Raw genomic sequence first — 19,671 nt, forward strand, 5'->3', positions numbered from 1 at the left:
CTCCTATCAACCTGCGTCAATAATTAATTCAATATGTTTGGCAGTATCGGCTGCTAATGCTTTCGTATCCAGCTTATATGGAGATAATTCTGCGGTAAGCGGACCCTTATAACCTAAATCTTTTAATGCTTTGCTAACTGCCTGCCAGTTAACATCTCCAGCTAATAACGGAACAAATCCTGTAATATTTCCCACGCTTGTATTGAAATCTTTGACATGAACTTTACAGATGCGGCTGCCTAAAATTCGTATCCACTGCTCTGGATAACCAAACTGAAGAACATTTCCTATATCAAAATATACGCCAGCATATTCAGAATCTAATTCATCCACATAACGGGACATCTCTAGAGGAGAAAGTAAAAATTTATTCCACACATTTTCAATCCCTATATGTACCTGGTGCTTTTCTGCCAGCGGCAACACTTTCCGCAGCTCCTTTTGACTGCGTTGATAGCATTGATCATAAGTAACTTCCTCAGATACAATGCCTGGTACAACAAGTACTGTATCCACATCCATTGCAGCTGCTAATTCAATTTGCTTTTCAACGATGGCTCTACCCTGTGCTCTGACAGCCTCATCTGGTGAAGATAACGGAAACTGCCATAATAATGCTGTAGATATACTTTTAATTTCCAAATCATATGTTTCTATGAGACTTTTAATTTTTTTGGCATCATCTGACCTTGAGTCCACCGTTAAACCAATTCCACCTGAGGGATTCACATTTAATTCAACTGTTTCAAAACCAGCTTCTTTGCTATATTCCAGTACTTTCTCCAAACTAGTCTCTTCCGGATAACACCATTGATTAATACCCTTTAACATACGATTCCTCCTACAAATTTGTTTTTAATCCACGATTGTCATGTGTAAGCTTAAATTGAAATTTATCTTGAAGTAAAACAGAAGCAGCACCAACCATTTCAAATTCTTTTCCTAATGATGATGTGGTAATATCCACATCTTGATAAAGCGTTTTTAACGTTTTGTCTTTGATTTTTTGCTGTACAGCGTCTATCAATATTTGATTTTGGTTGGTAACATCTCCACCTAATATAATTACTTCCGGATTAAAGAGGTGAACTAAATTAACTACTCCCGCTGATAAGTATTCAGCAATTTCATCATTAATTGCAACAGCCAAGTTATCCCCAGTATTCACTGCTTCAACAAATTCAGACGGGGTAATAAACAGCTTGTCACTTGTTAAATAAGTTGTTAAAATAGTTTCTTTTCCTGCCTCAATCTCTTTCATTATTTTCTTCGATGTAGCTGGCCAGCTTATATAATTTTCGATGCATCCTTTATTTCCACAACTGCAAAGCTCACCATGATAATCAATACTGGTATGGCCAAATTCACCAGCTCCTCCACTTTCACCGCGGGACAGCATGTTGTTTACAATAACGCCGGAACCAACACCTTCGCCAATCGTTATATAAATGAGATTCTCCACCTCTTGAAAATGACCAAAATTCTTCTCAGCTAAAACGTATGCATTTGTATCATTATCAAGCCAAGTTGGCAGATTAAAATGCGCTTCAACCGAATCCCGCAGGTAAACATCCTCTAATAACAAAACTGGATTATAATGGACTACACCTTTTTTAGAATCAACAATTCCTTGAATAATCAGCGAAATACCAATACATTGTCTATCGTCCTGCTGTGCAGCGTAGAAATCCTCCAATAATTGAAGCAGATAATTTATTAAATCTGCACCTGTATAACCGTTAGTAGGATATACCTTTTTCATATTTATCTTTGCTTCCAAATTCATATCCGCAATTGTTATTTTAGAATAAGAAATAGATACACCGATTAAATAGTGGTTATCTGGTGAAAAGTTCAAAAGAATCGGCTTTCTCCCACCACTGGACGTTCCTGTGCCACCTTCTACTACATAGCCTTCATTGATGAGCTCAGCTACAGCAGATGTGACAGTGGTAGGGCTGAGCTCATTCTTTTTAGCAATTTCACTTCTCGATATAGAGCCATATTTTCGAATTGTTTCTAAGATGATAGAACGATTTAATTCTTGTATCAGCTTCAGGTCTCCAGTCCTCTTCATAGTTATTCACATTCCTATCTATATTGAAATAATCGCTTTTATAAATTTGAATTCCCCCAAGATTCATCTAAGCTAAATGCTATTGTTTTATAAACCCTTAAGAATAAATTCACTTTAAATATATGAACAAACATTACTTTTTCCAATGGAATTATTAAGCATAGAAACTATAGCATTTAATTGTAAGCGTTGTCAATTAATTTTTAGAATTTTTTAATCAGTCAATTATTTGAGTTAATTAATGCCTGCTATAGTAGCAGATCAGAGAAGGATATAGCAGCATCATAATGAGGTTGAGATTCTGAGCAATAAAATACTAAAACAACTCCATCTTTTCCGAATCATTTTCCCCATCTTTTTTTACTCAATCTTTTTTAAAACGATAGGTGTAGACAAAAATGATATAAAATCATTAAAAACTACCTCTATACTTGGTAAATCCAAGTATAGAGGTAGTTCAGGAAAAATACTGTATATTCTATTTTTCTTAGCTCGTCATTCAACACTTTGATAAAACTTAAATCTATTACTTATCTTTTAAAGTGATACAATAATCACCATTTCACAATTTTTGAATACTAGGATATATTTTTTAATGCTCTTTCTATAAAATTTTTACTTTCTTGATTCAGACTTTCATACGGTCCGAGAGAATCACTCTGTATATCAAAACCTTTGAGTTTAAGGCCTTCTTTTATCACAGATAGTATTTGATAATCCTGATTGTATATCTTAGTCAGTTGAATAATCTGCTGACTATAAATCTTTATTTTTTCTAAATCATTAGATTTAAAAGCCTCGTATAATCCAACAAATAATTCTGGGGCTATATTTCCGGTACCAATAATTCCACCATCTCCTCCAAAAAATAACGTACTAGTTAAATGCTCATCATACCCGCATAGAACAGAGAAATATGGGAACTCATTCTTAACTTGAGTGATAACATCTTTTATATGTGTTATCGAGTTAACAGTTTCTTTTATTCCAACGATATTAGAATTCCTCTTTACTAACGTCTTTATTAAAGAAGGGGAAAGATCCTGACCAGTTCTATCAGGGAAATTATATAATATCATAGGAATAGAAATACTATCAGCTATAGATTCAAAATAATTTAAGAGCTCTACATTATTCAATTTAAAATAGTATGGATTAATAGATACAACACCATCTCCTCCAACTTTTTCCACAAACTTGCTTAAGTGAATTGATTCAGTAATTGTATTGCTTCCTGTACCAATTAATACAGGCACTCTTTTATTTACGTAATTCACAACAAAATCTGTAATTTCTTCTTTCATTTTTAAACTCATTTGGCTAAACTCGCCAATACTTCCCAGAAAGAACAGACTATCTACATTAGAATCAATTAAATAGTCAATTATTAGCTTGGCTACATCTTGGTCAAAGTTTCCTTCCTTACTAATTGGCGTTACTACTGGAGGAATAATCCCGGAGAACTTATCCATTTTCTCAACTCCTCAAACAAAATAGAAGTTTATTAAATCGCTAAATTCTTTACATAGGTTTTCTACAATCTTTTTACCAGTTTCTTTATTTGCTACAGAAGGTTTTCCAATTTGTCCGCCTTTACTATAACTTTCAAAGGGCTTGTATATACTAATTTTATTTGGAGCAAACATATCTACATTATGAAACGGCTGAACAGGCAACATCACATCTTGAATAGAATCCCTTCTCACATCATCTTCATTAAAGTAATACTTTAATGAAGTTTCCAGTTCTCCTGCATGCGCCATTCCATTTACTGGCGACTGTCTTATTTCATCTATCTTATCACTAAGCAAATCCCAATAAGTAAAATACACCATCTGAAGATTTTTATACTTTAATTGGATTTCATCTAGAATAGTTTTCAAAATTGAAATATTTCCACCATGACCATTGAGTAATATAATCTTATTTATTTTATGTTTCAATAAACTTTCAACAATATCAGTAATAACGTATACCATTGTTTTTTGTCTAATACTTATGGTACCGCAAAAATCCAAATGATGGTGAGAAAACCCGGTCCATACAGTTGGCGTAACTATTATATCTTGTATACAATTTTCCGCTAAAGATTTTGCAACTTTTTCTACCAAGTCCATATCTGTGTCCAAAGGTAAATGGGCGCCATGCTGTTCCAGTGCACCAACTGGAATAATTATTATGGGGTCTTTTTTATTAATAACATTCTGTAGCTCATATGTGGTATAGTCACTTAATAAGTACTTATCCAAGATTATCACCCCCTAATTTAGTAAAGCTTTAAAACGCTGCTCATCAATATTGGAGCCACTTCCTATCAAAACGGTTTTTTTCTCTATATTGATTTTACTTTCTATTATGCTAGCTAAAGTAACTGCTCCCGCTCCTTCAACTAATAGTTTTCCTAAAAATAAAAATTCCTTTATTGCCTTCTCAATTGTATCTTCTTTCACAGTTACAATATCATCTACCCAATGTTTCATCATATTGAATAGATATTTTTCAGGTTGTTTTAATGAAAGCCCATCTGCAATCGTATTGGGCTTCTCTATGTTAACAAGATAGCTTCTTTTCCAACTTTTGTAATAAGCGTTCGATTTTTCGGGCTGTACACCTATAACTTTCATTTCTGGTTTTAATGATTTAAGAGCAATAGCTATTCCAGATATAAGGCCTCCACCGCCAATTGGTACAATCACTTGATCTATATCTGGCATCTCTTCCAATATCTCCAAGCCAATTGTACCTTGACCTGCAACAATTTCACAATCTGCGACGGGGTGTATATAATAATAGTTTTTTTCACTAGATATTTTCTGAGCCTCTTTGTAAGCTTCATCATAATTTTCCCCATGAATAATAACCTCTGCGCCTAGTCTTTCACAAGTCAAAATTTTAATTTGTGGCGTTTGTTCTGACATTACTACCGTGGATTTTAAGCCTAACAGCAAGCTGGAAGATGCCAGACTAATGGCATGGTTCCCAGCTGAAGCGGTAATACAATGGCTAACCTGTCCATCTTCTTTTGCCTTTAAAATCTTGTTTAATGCCCCTCTTATTTTAAAAGAACCAGTAGGCTGTAATCCTTCTGGTTTTATATAAATAGGAAAGCCATACTTCATATTTAATATTTCTGAAGTTATCACTTTTGTAGACACATCCACATATTTTTTTATCCTTGTTTCTGCTTTCTTAATATCATTAATTGTAGGATTTTCTAAGCTCTGACCTAGCACGTTAAGCATCCTCCTAAATCAATCGGTTAAGTTCTTCCATAACTGGTTCAATAATCGGAATGGTATAACTTTCATTAATAGTATTCATATCCTTTAGCCCATTTCCAGTTAACAGCAATGTTACTGAAGCATTTTTTATATTTTCCAATTTTGAAAATTTTTCAAACCCAGCAAGTGCAGCTGCTCCAGATGGTTCAACAAATATCCCTTCATCCTTAGCAAGATTTTCTTGTGCCCTTATGATTTCTTCATCCGTAATACTTAAACATGCCCCATTGGATTTACGAATCGTATTCAACGTATAAGTCCCATCCTTCGCATATCCTCTTAAACCGTCTCCAATCCCGCCAGCAATAGTTTTAGGATCTGGTTCAGAAATTACATATACTTCATTATTTTCAAAAGCTCTTGAAATTGGTGAACATCCTTCTGCTTGGATACCAACCATTTTGGGGATGGGGTCATTTTTTCCATATATCTCTTTTAACTCCTTAAAACCTTTATAAATACCGACTAACAGTGGTCCGGCACCGATAGGAACAATAACATAATCAGGCCAATTATCTGATTGTTGATTAATTTCATAAGCTACACCTTTATCTCCCTCCCACGTATAAGGATTGATAAAAGTTGTTGTTAAATTATATACTTTTTCTTCCTCACTGTATTTCAGAGCCAATTCAAAACTATTACTATATGGTCCTTTAACTTTAATAATATTAGCTCCGTAAAACTGAGATTGTTTTACTTTCTCATCAGGTGTACCCTCCGGGACTAAAATAGTGGAGCTCAAACCGAATTTAGCAGAATAGGCAGCAACAGATGCTGCACCGTTTCCACTTGATGCAACAATTACTTTTTTATAACCAAAATCTAAAGCTTTCTGTATGCCTGCCGCAACAGGCCTGTCTTTAAAAGACCCTGTCGGGTTCATAAATTCACACTTGCCAAAAATCTTATTTTCTCTTAATCGATTAGAAGTCTTACTAAGCTCTAACAGGGGAGTATTTCCTTCTCCAAGAAGACTTTCAATTTTTTCATCGTGAAAAATATATTCTTGTTTCATTCCAGCTATAGACTTTGTCAGGTTTTTGTATTGAACTTCCAGAATTCCATTGCATGACAGACAATTATAAATAGGTCTTGGATTAAATTCTCTTTTACATTCAGTACAGCTTAAAAAGTAATTCAAAGACATATAATCATCCCTTATTGTTTAATAGACTTATACAAATCTCAATAAATAGTTTCCCAGCCTTGATTACCTCTGATTTGTGAACACGTTCATTAACAACATGAGCTTGACTTAAAGAGCCAGGCCCAAATATAATTGTAGGTATTCCTTTATTTATGGAAAAAAAAGGCGCTTCACATGTTGCTTCAAATGATTTAATTTTAACTTTTTCATTATATTTTTTTGTAGTATCATAAATAAATTTCACAAAATGATGATCTTTTTCAATCAGGCTAGCAGGTAAAAAAATATAATTTTCCAGTTCAAAATCTACTTCGCCCTCGTGGGTTAATATTTTCGTATATTCTTCATTTACTTCCTCTATGGTTTCCCCAGGAAGCAATCTTCTGTCTATCTCCACAATACACTCATCGGGTATAATATTACCTGCTGTACCACCATGAATAGTGGTGACATTACTTAATGCGCTCCCTAAAAATTTATTTATCTTCTCTTTCTTTATTCTTCTTCCCCAATCAAATAAAAGAGGCAACAAGCTATTCATTTTTTCGATTGCATTATCTGGATGCGCAACATAACAGGAGTGACCTGCAATTCCTCTCGTTTTTAAATTATATCTTGCTGTTCCTCGGTGTCCAATTGCAATATCAAGGTTAGTCGGTTCACTTATGATTGCATAATCCGCTGAAATATCTTCTTCTAAAAATTGTTTCATTCCTAAATTACTTATTTCTTCGTCTATATTAAAAAAAAGTATTAGTTTTCCTTCTTTTGGATAGCCTGATTTTTTTAAACATATAGCAGCATATAACATGGAAGATACTCCCGCCTTCATATCTGATGCGCCTCTCCCATAAATATACCCTTCTTCATCTTCGTAAGCGCTAAAAGGATTATGCTCCCAACCTTCTCCTACCGGTACTGTATCAATATGGCCGTTATAAATTAAAGTTTTCCCTTCCACTGAACCTTCTAATTCCGCATAAACATTTGGCCTTTTATCATTAATATAAACAAGTTTATTTTTTATTCCCTCATTATTTAATATATTTTGAATTTTTTTCGCTATCCCCTCTTCATAATTCCCTGGATTTTCGCTTGGTATTTGAACAAGTTCTTTAAAAATTCTAATCTGTTCCTTTTCATTATAATCGTCTATAAGCTTTTCAATAGTTAGATTCAACACGTATGAAAGACTCCTTTTTAATAATTTCTTCCTCTTGCATCCACTTCTATTGATTTTAATCCTTTTCCATCATCTATAAACACTTGATTAAATAGATTGGGAACAACACAAGCATGATTAGGAATTATTTCGATTTCATCTCCAATTTCCAATTTTTCTTTATTTGAATCATATTCAATAAAACCATGTTCTTCATTTAATTTTAGAAGCTTTAAATTGGGTCTATTATATATATAGCCGTATTCATCACCTTTTAATGGCTGATCAGATGTCAATGCTTTTGATCCTGCATCTATAGTCGCTTTACCGGGTAAAGGCTTGCTAACAACTTTAGCTATAACTTTAAGTGCACACTGTTCTATTTCTACTATTCCTAAATGAACCGCATTCATATCGAAAAAGATATAGTTTCCTGCTCTGGATTCTGTTATACCCTCAAGTTGTTCAGCCTCCATGGATGAGACAGTTGATCCACCTGATAAAACGTCCACTTTTATACCATGTTTTTCTAGCTTTTCTCTTTCACTTATTAGAATAGAAGCTTCTTTTTTGGCATGTTTTGCATGCAAACTATTTTCATATTGATAAATATGACCATAGTAAGTAAAAAGACCTTTAAAAGTTAACCATGGGTTACTGTTTATTTCTTCCACAAAAGATAATACATCTTCCGATTGGATGCCTTCCCGATGACCTCCGCTATCAACATCCACAAGGATATGAAGAGGGCGTTCGAGACGTTCTCCCACCTTCGCTAATCCTTCTATCCCAAGTTTGCTGTCAACAATTGTTATAAACTCAACATCATGGCTATGGAGAACATTGTAAAGCTTTTCCCAATGTTCATCTCCTATTAAAGGCATAGCTAAAAGGATATTCTTTATCCCTCCTTTAACCATGACTTCCATCTCAGATAAAGAAGCACAAGTAACTCCTATCGCTCCCATATCCAGTTGTAATTTAGCTAATTCAATATTTTTGTGTGGCTTTATATGTGGTCTATGATCAATATCATATTTTCTTAATTGATTAATCATAAACTGAATATTGGCTTTTACTTTATTTAAATTAATTTTCACATAAGGGGTAATCATATAAAATCCATACTCCTCTCTAGAAGAATAAATTTGGAATCCATAAAGTTAGTTCGGGTATAAAGGTTATCAACATTACTACTGCAATACCTGTTACACCAAAAGGTATTAAATCTTTTATGGTATCTTCCATTTCTACTTTTGCTAAGTGTAATGAAATAAATAGTGTGGTCCCCACAGGAGGTGTAAATAGACCTAATGCTAATGTTACCAACATAACCAACGAGAATTGAATAGGTTCCATCCCCATACCAGTTGCAATCGGAAAAAATATTGGGATAAAAATAAACAAGTTAGGTACTAAATCCATAACCATTCCAAATAAAAACATAATTAACACCATAATTATCAATAAAGTCCAGTTCGGCAACCCAGAATCAAGTAAAGCATTCGATATTAATTGTGGGACTCCTTCATTAATCAATACCCAAGTGAAAATAGAAGCTGCACAAACAATAATCATTACTGACGCCGTAGAATATACACTATCTCTTAATGCAGCTAAAAAATCTCTCCATTTTAATGAACGATAAACAAAAAACGCAATTATAGCTGCATAGATCGCTGCTACTGCAGATGCCTCAGTTGCTGTTGCCACCCCCATCACAATTACTGCTATTAAAACTAGCGGTAACAATAATGCCCATAAAGCATTTACAAATGATAAAACAATTTCCTTAACAGTAGTTTTTTCACCCTTCGGATATCCTCTTCTAATTGCTATAATAATTGTGACGGCTAGGTATGTAAAACCTATTAGAAATCCAGGAATGATACCTGCTAAGAACATTTCTGCTACGGAAAGGTTTGCTAACCATGCAAGAATAATCATTGTACTGCTAGGTGGAATAATAATACCTACAACAGAGCTAGTTGCATTAATAGCCGCTGAAAAAGAAGCAGAATATCCTTTTTTCTTCATTTCTGGAATCAATACACTTCCTACAGAAGCCGCATCAGCTACTGACGAACCTGATACACCGGCCATTCCCATACTTGTCACAACAGATACGCATCCTAGCCCACCCGGGAGTCTTCTAACCAAAGAGTCTGCTACGTTAATTAATTTTTGAGCTATCCCTCCATACACCATCAAATTCCCAGCTAATACAAAAAAGGGTACTGCCAGAAAAGCGAAGGATTGAGTATTAGAAAAGAATCTCTGTGCCACAGTAGAAAGCGGAATCCCTTCAACCAAAATGAAAAAAATCGATGAAGCACCCATTGCAAACGCAATTGGAGTTCCAATTACGATGAGAAGGAAAAAACTAATTATCATTAACCAAATCATCGAGCTCCTCCTCCTTGTCTTTATTCAATATAATTTGAACAATCTGTGCTATTATTACTAAGGAACTACCGGCAAATGATACAACCATGGAAAAGTATAGCCAAAATCTCGAAACATTAATGATTGGTTCCATAATGTTTGCCACATCATTCGATAATCTATAACTTGAAAATAACATCAATACTGAGAAAAAAAGCATCACTAACTTATTAATCAATTTAACACCTTTTTTAGTCTTAGAAGGAAGTTTATTTAACAAGAAATTAACGGAAATATGCTCGTTGTTTCTAGTTGCACCAACAATTGCTAAAAATACCATCCAGGGGAAAACTACTCCTGTTAACGGTGTTACAAAAATTAAAGAAGTATTAAATAAGGCCCTGCTAAGAACTTCAAAAGCTACAAGTAATGTTAAAATCACTAATAATATATTAGAAGCACCGAGCAGAATTTTGAATATTCCATCAATAATTGGTTTCAACTTTGATATCATTTTTAAATCTCTCCTTATTGAAACCCATCTTTGGCCGAATAAGCTATATTCAGCCAAAGTGTGATCAAATTTTAATTAGCTCTATAATCATCTAAAAATTCTTGGGTTCTCTCAATAATATCTCCACCTACAAATTCGTGGAATGCTTCATAATCTATAGCCTCCTGAAAAGCTTCCAGGTCTGGATCTGTAACTATATCTTCAAACTCATCCTCGAGAATAGACAGCATTTCTTCATCTTTTTCCTGTGTATATTCTCTCGATGCTTTCTCAGCCTCTTCCGCTGCGTTTAGAACAATTTCTTGCAGTTCAGAATCTAAACTATTAAATAAATCATTATTCATAATAAAATTAACATGATAATAGAAATGGTTTGTCAAAGTTAAATAATCTTGTACTTCGTGAATATTATTCTCATAAATCGCATCTAAGGGATTAAACTGCCCATCAATAACTCCTTGCTGTAGACCCATATAAACCTCTGTAAATGCCATAGTTGATACATTTGCACCTAATTGCGTGAATGCCTCAATGGAAGTTGGCTCTTCAGGACTTCTGATTTGAACTCCAGCTAAGTCTTCCGGCATACTTATTGGTCTTACATTATTCGTTATTTGCGCAAACCCAAGATCTGTATGAGCAAGTACTTTAAATCCTTGTTCTTCTGCCAATCCCCGTAATTCATCACCTATCTCACCATCAAGGACAGCATATGCTTCATCAAAGTCTTCTACCATAAAAGGCAAAGCTAGTACTGAATATTCTGGAATATAATTCTGCATTCCACCTCCACCAGCCAACTGCATTGCTAATGCACCTGAATTAACTTGTTCCAACATTTCTGCTTCCGAACCAAGTGTTTCCCCAGCATAAATACTTATTGAAACTCTCCCATCTGTTTCTTCCTCAACAATTTCCTTAAAGGTTTCTGCAGCTACTCCTCTAACAGAATCTTCAGCTGTGTTAAATCCTAAATTCCACTCATAAGTTTCATCATTATCTCCTGAACCTTCTGCATCCCCATTAGTATCATTTCCGCATGCGACCAAGACAAGTGTTAACAGTGTAAATAACAAAATCTTTACAGTTTTTTTCATCTGGACCCTCCTAAGTTCCATAATAAAGAACACCATTCTATTAAATATGTTTAAATTGCTCACTTAAGTGATTAAAAATAATTAATCTTCCAATTCGACAATCATTTCAATTTCAACTGGTGTATTAAATGGAAGTTCATTAGAAGCTAATGCACTCCTAGCATGTTTTCCTTTTTCTCCAAACACATCAACCAAAAATTCAGAAGCGCCATTAATAACATAAGGCTGCTCAACAAAACCTGGTGCAGAATTAACAAAAGCTAGTAATTTTACAACTTGCTTGATCTTGTTTAAGTCTCCTATTTCTTCTTGCAAGACGGCCAAACAGTTAATCATTACTTGTCTTGACGCCTCATATCCCTGCTCTATCGATAGATCAGTTCCTATTTTCCCTTCATATATTAGTTTTCCCTCCTTTCTGCAATCTTGTCCGGAAGTATATACTAAATTACCAAACCTTTTAGCAGGAACATAAACCGCAGCAGGTTTAGGCGCATCAGGCAATTCAATTCCTAATTTCTCTAATTTTTTATAAACACTCATTTAATCTGCCTCCTGTAAAGAAAATTTTAATAATAGTGCTTCCTTTAAACTCAAGAACCATTTTCTTGAAAATATCATGATTTATTCGTCGTTGCGCATATATATTTGATCAATGCTTTCTTTACCCGGTATATCCCATTTTCCAAGATATGTTTTTACTAGTTTCTAATACTAAATCTACCAGTTCAGATTTTATACGTTCTAATCGCATCCTATTTTCAGGACCCGAAACACTAAATGCAGCAATCATTTTCCCTCTGTAATCATATATTGGAGCTGCTACACAACGTATTCCATCTTCATTTTCAATATCATCAATCTCATATCCCAACTCTCTAATCTTATTTAATCTTTTAATTAATATTTCTTCATCTGTAATCGTGCGATGTGTTTTAGCAGGCATCCCTTTTGCTGTGATAATATTTCGTACTTGCTCATCTGTCATGCCAGATAAAATAACCTTACCTACCCCTGTGCTATGCATCATTCCTCTATTTCCAATTTTTGAATGCATTCTTATCGTCTGGTCGCTCTCAAATTTATCAATGTAAACAACTTCTCCATTTTCATGAATGCACAAATGAACTACTTCATTAATTTTTTGCCCTAATTCTTCAAGGTCTTTTTTTGCGATAGATCTTATATTCATATCCTCCAGCATTAAACTTGATAATTCTATAATTTTCATTCCTAAGATATAGTTCTTTGTTTCTTCGTCTTGTATAACAAATCCTTTGTTCATAAGCGTAGTCAATAGCCTGTGTGTTGTGCTTTTAGCTACATCCAACTGATTCGCTAGTTCTGTTATTCCCATACCTTTAGGGTTCTTTGATAACTTTTCTAAAATGATAAGTGAACGTTCTACTGATTGAATTATTGCCAAATTGATCCCCTCCTAAATACATACTATCTTTAATTTATCATACAATAATCAGCTTATTATTAACTAAAGGGGATATTTATAAGATTTTCAAATTAATAATTGTTCACTATATATCGTTCTAAACGATATATAGCTTTTTCTAATTCCTCTTCTCCACATGCAAAGGATAATCTCAAATACCCTTCACCCATGCTTCCAAATGCTGAACCAGGAACCACAGCTACACCTGCATTTTTAAGTAATTTTATCGCAAAACACTCAGATGATTCAGAAAACTGTTTTGTATTTGCAAATGCATAGAAAGCACCTTCAGTTTTTATACAGGAAATACCCGGAATATGATTTAAACTCTCATAAACGAGCTGACGTTCCATGAATATTCTTTAACCATCTTCTCTATAATCGTTTGGGAACCTGTCATTGCTTCTATTGCAGCCATTTGTATAAATTCTGGAATACAAGAAACTATACCTTCTTGTAATTTTGGCATAACAGATATCACTTCTTCGTTTCCTATCACAAACCCAACTCTCCAGCCTGTCATTGCATATGTTTTAGACAAGCTGTTTACCACAATAACTTGATTCTTTACTTCTTTTATTTCTGCCATACTAAAGTGAAGCTTTCCATCATATATTATTTTGTCATAGACTTCATCTGAAATAACATATAGGTTATATTTTTTTACTATTTTTGCTAGTTCTCTTATTTCCTTCTCTTCCAACACTGTTCCTAAAGGATTACTTGGCGAATTTAAAATAAGTACTTTAGTATTGATAGTAATTGCTTTTTCTACATCTTTTGCTTGTAATTTAAATTTATTTTCTTCTAAAACCTTTACAGGTACAGCTTTAGCACCAAGCATTTCGATTTGTCCTATATAATTTGGGTAACCGGGATTGGTTATTAGAACTTCATCTCCTGGATTAACTGTGGCATATAAAGCTAATAAAATCCCCTCCATCCCTCCAGTTGTAACCATTACTTGGTCTTTACTTATATTTCTTTTTAAACTCTCTGTATATTTTTCTGCAATTACTTCCCTTAATTGGGCTAAACCTGCATTCGAAGTGTATTTAGTATATCCTTTGTCAATAGCAACTTTCGCCGCTTTTTTAATATGATCAGGAGTCTCAAAGTTTGGTTCCCCAACTGTAAGTTTAATTACTCCTTCATAGTCATTAGCTAATTCAAACATTTTGCGAATCACAGAAGCAGGATAATTTTTAGATGTGTCTGATAATTCCAAACCCATCACTCACTTTCTTTATTTTTAAAATTACGAAAGTTATGAACGAAATCTTTCGCCTTCATCTCAATATTCTTAAAAAAAACGGGTTCATTTTTCAAACGTAAATCAACCAATGAACTTCCAACTCCAACAGCTACCGCACCAGCTTCGAAATATTCTTGAATATTATGAATGTCTATGCCTCCAGTAGGAACAAGAGGAATATGGGGCAATGGTCCTTTTATATCTTTTAAATAACTTGGGCCAAGCGTTCTCACAGGAAAAACCTTTACTGCATCTGCCCCATTCTCATATGCTTCTAAAATTTCTGTAGGAGTTAGGGCTCCTGGTATACTAACCAGTCCATACCTCTTTGTCATCCGAATCGTCTCTATGTTGACAGTAGGTGAAAATATAAACTGCGCTCCTGCGATAATTGCTGTTCGTGCTGTCTCAGTGTCTAAAACTGTCCCCGCTCCTACTACAGCAGTCTTTTGAAATTCTGAATTTATACTCTCAATGATGGAAATAGCATTAGGAGTTTCCATTGTTATTTCTAATACATTTACACCGTTATTAACCAATGTTTTGGCTACTTCAATTGCATTATCTGGATCTAAATTTCTTAATACTGCTATAATTCCAGTGTCTTTTATTTTTTCAAATGTATTCACTCTAGCCCTCCTCTTATGATCACCTTCTCACATCTTCTTCCTTATCTGAAAGGAAATCATGTATTTCTTGTTTATCAGGTAAGCCTTCCACATCTCCATGTTGAGTTATAACAAAAGCACCAATCACATTACCTCTTTTAACAGCTTCCTCTGTAGAAAGTTTATCAATTAAACCAGATAGGAACCCTGCGGCAAATCCATCACCTGCCCCTACAGGGTCAACTTCATCATCAACTTTAATACCCTTTATATGCTTAAAAACTTTATCGCACATCAAGTAAGCTCCATCTTTTCCTGCTTTAACTACCACTGTAGATACACCTAAATTTGTAAAATACTCACAGATATCTTTAGGATTTTCATATCCTGTTAGGAACTTTCCTTCGTTTAAACCAGGTAAAAATATATCTGATTGTAATGCAATTTCTAGTAAAATCTTTTTTGCTCTATCTTCTTTCCATAATTGCTTTCTTAAGTTGGGATCAAATACAACGCTAACTCCATGAAGTTTAGCAATTGAAATTGCTTCTAAAATCATTTTGTAACAGTTATCACTTAAGGCTGGGGTAATACCTGTTATGTGAAGGTATGTGGCACGTTTAATATAGTTCTTATCGAGATCATTTTTATCCATCTTACTTGCAGCAGAACCTTTTCGATAATATTGAATTCGTACATCATTAGGTTTTCTTAATTCTTTGAAATAAATTCCAGTAGGTGCCTGGTTATCAAATTGAACTTTGCTAATATCTACCCCTTCCCCACGAATAACAGAAAGAATATATTTACCAAACTCGTCATTACCTAAACGACTAATCCAACCGACTTTATGATTTAATCGTGCTAACCCGATAGCTACATTGCTTTCAGCCCCCCCTATTCCCATTGAAAAATTATTAGCATACCTTAATCTTGTATTAGTTGAAAGTAAAATCATTGTTTCACCAATTGTTACAACATCCAATTAATATCCACCTTCCTCTAAACACTCTTCGTTCCTTATTGAGGAACATCGTTCCTCAATAAGGGTAAAAAATATATAATTATCAAATTTTCTTAAATTTCTTTTTATTAATGTAAGCGATATCATTGGAGTTGTCAACCCTTTTTTAAGTTTTATTTCCTGTTTTGTAGTAAATCTTTTCTCAATATTCAAGAACTCTTCCGTGTGAAATGTATTAAATTTCTTACTAAAACAATCGGCGTCCTTCAGCAATGGTTCTGTCATCAGTATCTTGGGTGAATGCCAAATGCCAGCTGTTATATTAGTGGAAATATTAGACGCTCAGTTGTTTCAAAAATAATAATCTAAAGCTGAAACTGCACTATTTTACACAATAGTCCTCTAACGTTAAGATTTAAAATCATTGCATGATGACGTATATCTTTTTATCGCAAAGGGAAACTTAATCTTGGAATCAAACTATATGAGCTCATTTAAAAGAGGTGACAACATGAATAAAGCAAAAGTAATAAAAGAAATTCAAAAGATTTTAGATATTTCAAAGGTCGGCGTTCTATCTACTTCCCATAATAATGTACCAAACAGCCGATATATGGTCTTTTACCATGATGAAGCGGTATTATACACAAAAACAGATGAGGATTCTCCAAAGGTAGAAGAAGTGGAAAGCAACCCACAGGCGCATATTTTACTGGGATACGAAGAAACAAAAAATAAAAGCTTCTTAGAAATCAGAGCCAAGGTCGAGGTTATTAATAATCAAGAAACCATTGACTGGTTATGGGAAACACAGGATAAAGCGTACTTTGATTCTAAAAATGACCCTGATTTAACTGTTCTCAAACTCATCCCTGAACAAATTAAAATCATGAATAGTGATAACTTTGATACGCCTGAAATAATTAACATGGAAGATATTTAAGAGTTATCACATAGAAAAGTCCTTCTTTAAAACACCAAAATCCGGCCCCCTCCCTTTTCCATAGAGATTAGGATTGGTCCGGATTTATGCTTAACTGCTTCGTTTATTGTGGCTTACAGTTAACCCACAATACTTTTCGCTGATTCATCTTTTACAATTAAAAAGACTTTTCCTTCATCCATATCTTCTTCATATTCATGGGCATCTGCATCAGCAACTCCCAGTTCACGGAGTTTTTCTCTTAACTCATCACCTGGTTTTTCAAAATCTCCTCCGATATCCTGCTTATTGTAATCAATACCGGATGCTTCCGTATTATTTACAATGCGTGCAGTGCGATCATCATCGTGAGAGAGGATGAAAATATTATTGGAGCTGATGTTATTATCCTTTAGCTTGTTCACATCTTTTTCTAACATTTCATCGTTTGTATAAGATTTTACGAATGTCATATCTTAACTACCTCCTATAAAATGCTACATTAGATGTCTTCCCGACTCACATAAAACTAATCATTTTTTTTGAAAAAAATTTAAAGCCTACATCATTTCTAGTGACATTTTCCGCTTCAGCAAAGGTTTTTAATCAGCTGCAATGCTCTTGAAATACTTTTTACTATGTTATTTAAAAACTTGCCTCTCTGCCCTTCAACTGAATGTTTAGTCGCTCCCATTGACTATCACATTGCGTTCACTGTTTCAATTAAAATATGATTTACCTAAAATAATTAATAAATATTCAAAAAATAAACACTATACAATCAATTACGCCTCCCTCTATATACTTAAAATATCTCCGAAATGCTCTTGTTTTCTTAGAATTTCTTAAACATCCAATTTGGGGTTGGATAGTGGGGGTGGAGCGTTTGTCAGAATACAGAATATTCTAATGCACTCCTAGCCATCCTAACGACCAAACAGGTAGTATTTGGTAAAAAATGGTGTAACCATGCTTGGTAACTCCACACTTCTTATGGTCGCTCACCCTCCCATGTATCACGGGATTGGTATCCATACATTCCCTCGTCCTGCGTATCCACAAGGTGGAGGTCGGAATAAGCTCCTATGCTGGGTCTAGCCCGAATGGAAAAAATAAGCTCCGACTCCGCATTATTGGTGTTTGTGTATTCTAAGTTCCCAAGGTCATTTGTTGCTATTTCTTTCTTCTACAGCTTAAGCTGCCTGTAAAGTTTCTATCTGAGGTAAACCTTTCAATAACTTGCTTCCATCAAATTCACACTGTTTTTGACCAATGACAAACAAGGCACGTAATAATTTCCCACACAACGCAATCAATGATTGTTGTTTCTTTAATGGATTTTCCGGGCGGGTCGTGTAATACCTATGCAAGGTTTGAAACGTCGGATTATTCGCTACGAGCGGTCGTATCGCTAAATAAATCGCCTTTCGCAGTTTCTTCCGTCCGCGTTTCGTTATTTTCGTTTCCCCTTTGAATTTCCCGGAACTGTGCTCCCGCAACGATAAGCCGGCCAGATTCACGAGTTGTTGCGGATGATGATAATTTGATATATCTCCTACTTCCGCGAAAAAGGTAGCTACGGTTGTTACTCCCAGTCCTTTGATAGCCAGCATTTCTTTTGCTCCTGGTATCTCTCCTAAGAGCGCCTCTATTTCCAAATCCAGCTCTTTCAATTGTTCTGCATACAGCTCATATTGGTCTAATAAGCTGTGTAGCTCTTGTCTGGCAAAGCGTAAGCCGATTTCTATGCCAACACTCTTCTTCGCTTTGTCTACCAGTTTGGTTGCTCGTTTGATACCAACACCACGTTTAACGACCGTTTGCCATTCCTCCAGTACGTCTTCTGGCGTTTTATCACGAATATCAGATGGAAATGGAAATGCCCGTAACGTATATAATGCGGCCTTTCCATTCCATTGTTTAAATACATCCTGAAACTCTGGAAAATAGCGCTGCATGTTATTTTGTATACGTCCTTCCGTAACTGTCTGCTGTTTGATGAGTTGATCTCGTAGTTTCATGGCTTCTCTTAACTCGGCATAGATGCCGTCGAGAAGGTTTGGTATAGAGTATCTCCCATCCTTCACCAGCTGGGCAATCACGCGCGCATCTTTGGTATCATTTTTCGTTGGCGAGTTATCATCCAGTTCTTTTGCTTTCTTGACATGCATCGGATTAACCAATACAAAATCCGTATCCTTGCTGATCAGATAATAACCTAAACTCATCCAATAGTGACCTGTTGGCTCAGCTCCTATGATGACATGGTTTTTATCGTGTTCTTTCTGGAGCTTTGAAATCCATTCCAGTAGGATTTCAAAGCCTTCTATTCGGTTTTCAAAGATCAATCTTTTCCCAAATTCATAGCCTCTGTCGTCCTGTGCTCGTGCCACATGTTTGTCTTTGGCAATGTCTATTCCCACTACAAGTGTAGATGGTGTGATTTGCGATATTTTGTGATTTTGATTATAATTCATGGATGAGTCCTCCTTGGTATTTTTTAATTTCGGGGTCATTGCAATGACACCCTGTACTATACCAAGAGGGCTCTTTTTTGTTCAAACCTCAAATTTCTTCATTACAGGAATGCTCCTATATAATTATAAAATATACGCTTTGGGGAACGGAGAATGAAGAAAGATTATCAGCAGGCACATAAATGAAATGCTTACTTTTGATTAAAATCTGGTTGAAGTGATTATATTATTCTTCCATACCTATCCATATCAAATAACTCTCTTGATTCGCCGAATCGAAAGAATCATGGTCAAAGCTGATTCAAACGCAAGGTTTTGTGCTGATAGATAAA

Annotated in this window: 18 protein-coding genes and 1 pseudogene; 1 reads left to right on the forward strand and 18 read right to left on the reverse strand. The window is 34.8% G+C overall.

Features of this window, described 5'->3' with window-relative positions:
* Positions 1-6: 6 nt before the first annotated feature.
* The 16 genes and pseudogenes from MKY45_RS21935 to MKY45_RS22015 form a co-directional block, all read right to left on the reverse strand.
* Positions 7-831 carry a sugar phosphate isomerase/epimerase family protein gene (locus tag MKY45_RS21935; protein ID WP_256705318.1) on the reverse strand — a complete coding sequence of 275 codons (825 nt, stop codon included), beginning with the start codon at positions 829-831 and terminating at the stop codon, positions 7-9.
* 10 nt (positions 832-841) lie between these two features.
* A complete protein-coding gene (locus tag MKY45_RS21940) occupies positions 842-2,077 on the reverse strand; it encodes an ROK family transcriptional regulator (protein ID WP_256705319.1) in 1,236 nt (411 codons plus the stop codon).
* Between the two features lie 578 nt (positions 2,078-2,655).
* Positions 2,656-3,549 carry a dihydrodipicolinate synthase family protein gene (locus MKY45_RS21945; protein ID WP_042528991.1) on the reverse strand — a complete coding sequence of 298 codons (894 nt, stop codon included), beginning with the start codon at positions 3,547-3,549 and terminating at the stop codon, positions 2,656-2,658.
* Positions 3,550-3,561: 12 nt separating this feature from the next.
* Positions 3,562-4,326: a creatininase family protein gene (locus MKY45_RS21950; protein ID WP_341173402.1), complete on the reverse strand. Its 765-nt coding sequence runs from the start codon at positions 4,324-4,326 to the stop codon at positions 3,562-3,564.
* A 12-nt stretch (positions 4,327-4,338) separates the two neighbouring features.
* Positions 4,339-5,310 (reverse strand): threonine ammonia-lyase, encoded by a 972-nt coding sequence (locus MKY45_RS21955; RefSeq protein WP_212929205.1) that lies wholly within the window; start codon positions 5,308-5,310, stop codon positions 4,339-4,341.
* Positions 5,311-5,323: 13 nt separating this feature from the next.
* Complete coding sequence (thrC, locus tag MKY45_RS21960) at positions 5,324-6,508, reverse strand: threonine synthase (RefSeq protein WP_042528986.1); 1,185 nt, start codon at positions 6,506-6,508, stop codon at positions 5,324-5,326.
* A gap of 4 nt (positions 6,509-6,512) precedes the next feature.
* Positions 6,513-7,691, reverse strand: coding sequence for a M20 family metallopeptidase (locus MKY45_RS21965; protein WP_052484859.1), 1,179 nt, complete (start codon positions 7,689-7,691; stop codon positions 6,513-6,515).
* A gap of 17 nt (positions 7,692-7,708) precedes the next feature.
* Positions 7,709-8,785: an alanine racemase gene (locus MKY45_RS21970; protein WP_042528984.1), complete on the reverse strand. Its 1,077-nt coding sequence runs from the start codon at positions 8,783-8,785 to the stop codon at positions 7,709-7,711.
* Positions 8,786-8,804: 19 nt separating this feature from the next.
* Positions 8,805-10,076, reverse strand: a complete 1,272-nt coding sequence (locus MKY45_RS21975) for a TRAP transporter large permease (protein ID WP_212929207.1) — start codon at positions 10,074-10,076, stop codon at positions 8,805-8,807.
* A complete protein-coding gene (locus MKY45_RS21980; protein WP_052484858.1) occupies positions 10,054-10,569 on the reverse strand; it encodes a TRAP transporter small permease in 516 nt (171 codons plus the stop codon). The genes MKY45_RS21975 and MKY45_RS21980 overlap by 23 nt, the downstream gene beginning before the upstream one ends.
* Positions 10,570-10,640: 71 nt before the next feature.
* A complete protein-coding gene (locus MKY45_RS21985) occupies positions 10,641-11,666 on the reverse strand; it encodes a TRAP transporter substrate-binding protein (RefSeq protein WP_042528980.1) in 1,026 nt (341 codons plus the stop codon).
* 81 nt (positions 11,667-11,747) lie between these two features.
* Complete coding sequence (locus MKY45_RS21990; RefSeq protein ID WP_042528979.1) at positions 11,748-12,209, reverse strand: RidA family protein; 462 nt, start codon at positions 12,207-12,209, stop codon at positions 11,748-11,750.
* A gap of 121 nt (positions 12,210-12,330) precedes the next feature.
* Positions 12,331-13,092 carry an IclR family transcriptional regulator gene (locus MKY45_RS21995; RefSeq protein WP_212929208.1) on the reverse strand — a complete coding sequence of 254 codons (762 nt, stop codon included), beginning with the start codon at positions 13,090-13,092 and terminating at the stop codon, positions 12,331-12,333.
* 92 nt (positions 13,093-13,184) lie between these two features.
* A pseudogene (locus tag MKY45_RS22005) lies at positions 13,185-14,347 on the reverse strand (pyridoxal phosphate-dependent aminotransferase).
* A complete protein-coding gene (locus tag MKY45_RS22010) occupies positions 14,347-14,997 on the reverse strand; it encodes a bifunctional 4-hydroxy-2-oxoglutarate aldolase/2-dehydro-3-deoxy-phosphogluconate aldolase (RefSeq protein WP_212929210.1) in 651 nt (216 codons plus the stop codon). The pseudogene MKY45_RS22005 and the gene MKY45_RS22010 overlap by 1 nt, the downstream one beginning before the upstream one ends.
* A gap of 19 nt (positions 14,998-15,016) precedes the next feature.
* The gene (locus tag MKY45_RS22015) at positions 15,017-15,961 is read right to left on the reverse strand and encodes a sugar kinase (RefSeq protein WP_042528972.1); all 945 of its coding nucleotides are present in this window, start codon (positions 15,959-15,961) and stop codon (positions 15,017-15,019) included.
* Between the two features lie 490 nt (positions 15,962-16,451).
* Between MKY45_RS22015 and MKY45_RS22020 the strand changes: the two genes are divergently transcribed.
* The gene (locus tag MKY45_RS22020) at positions 16,452-16,883 is read left to right on the forward strand and encodes a pyridoxamine 5'-phosphate oxidase family protein (protein WP_193064447.1); all 432 of its coding nucleotides are present in this window, start codon (positions 16,452-16,454) and stop codon (positions 16,881-16,883) included.
* 119 nt (positions 16,884-17,002) lie between these two features.
* On the opposite strand, the gene MKY45_RS22025 is transcribed toward MKY45_RS22020, so the two are convergent.
* Both MKY45_RS22025 and MKY45_RS22030 read right to left on the reverse strand, forming a co-directional pair.
* Positions 17,003-17,335 (reverse strand): general stress protein, encoded by a 333-nt coding sequence (locus MKY45_RS22025; RefSeq protein WP_042528966.1) that lies wholly within the window; start codon positions 17,333-17,335, stop codon positions 17,003-17,005.
* Between the two features lie 720 nt (positions 17,336-18,055).
* Complete coding sequence (locus MKY45_RS22030; protein ID WP_341035585.1) at positions 18,056-19,339, reverse strand: IS110 family transposase; 1,284 nt, start codon at positions 19,337-19,339, stop codon at positions 18,056-18,058.
* Between the last annotated feature and the right edge of the window lie 332 nt (positions 19,340-19,671).

This window comes from Oceanobacillus sp. FSL K6-0251 (assembly GCF_038004725.1).
Classification (GTDB): domain Bacteria; phylum Bacillota; class Bacilli; order Bacillales; family Amphibacillaceae; genus Oceanobacillus; species Oceanobacillus oncorhynchi.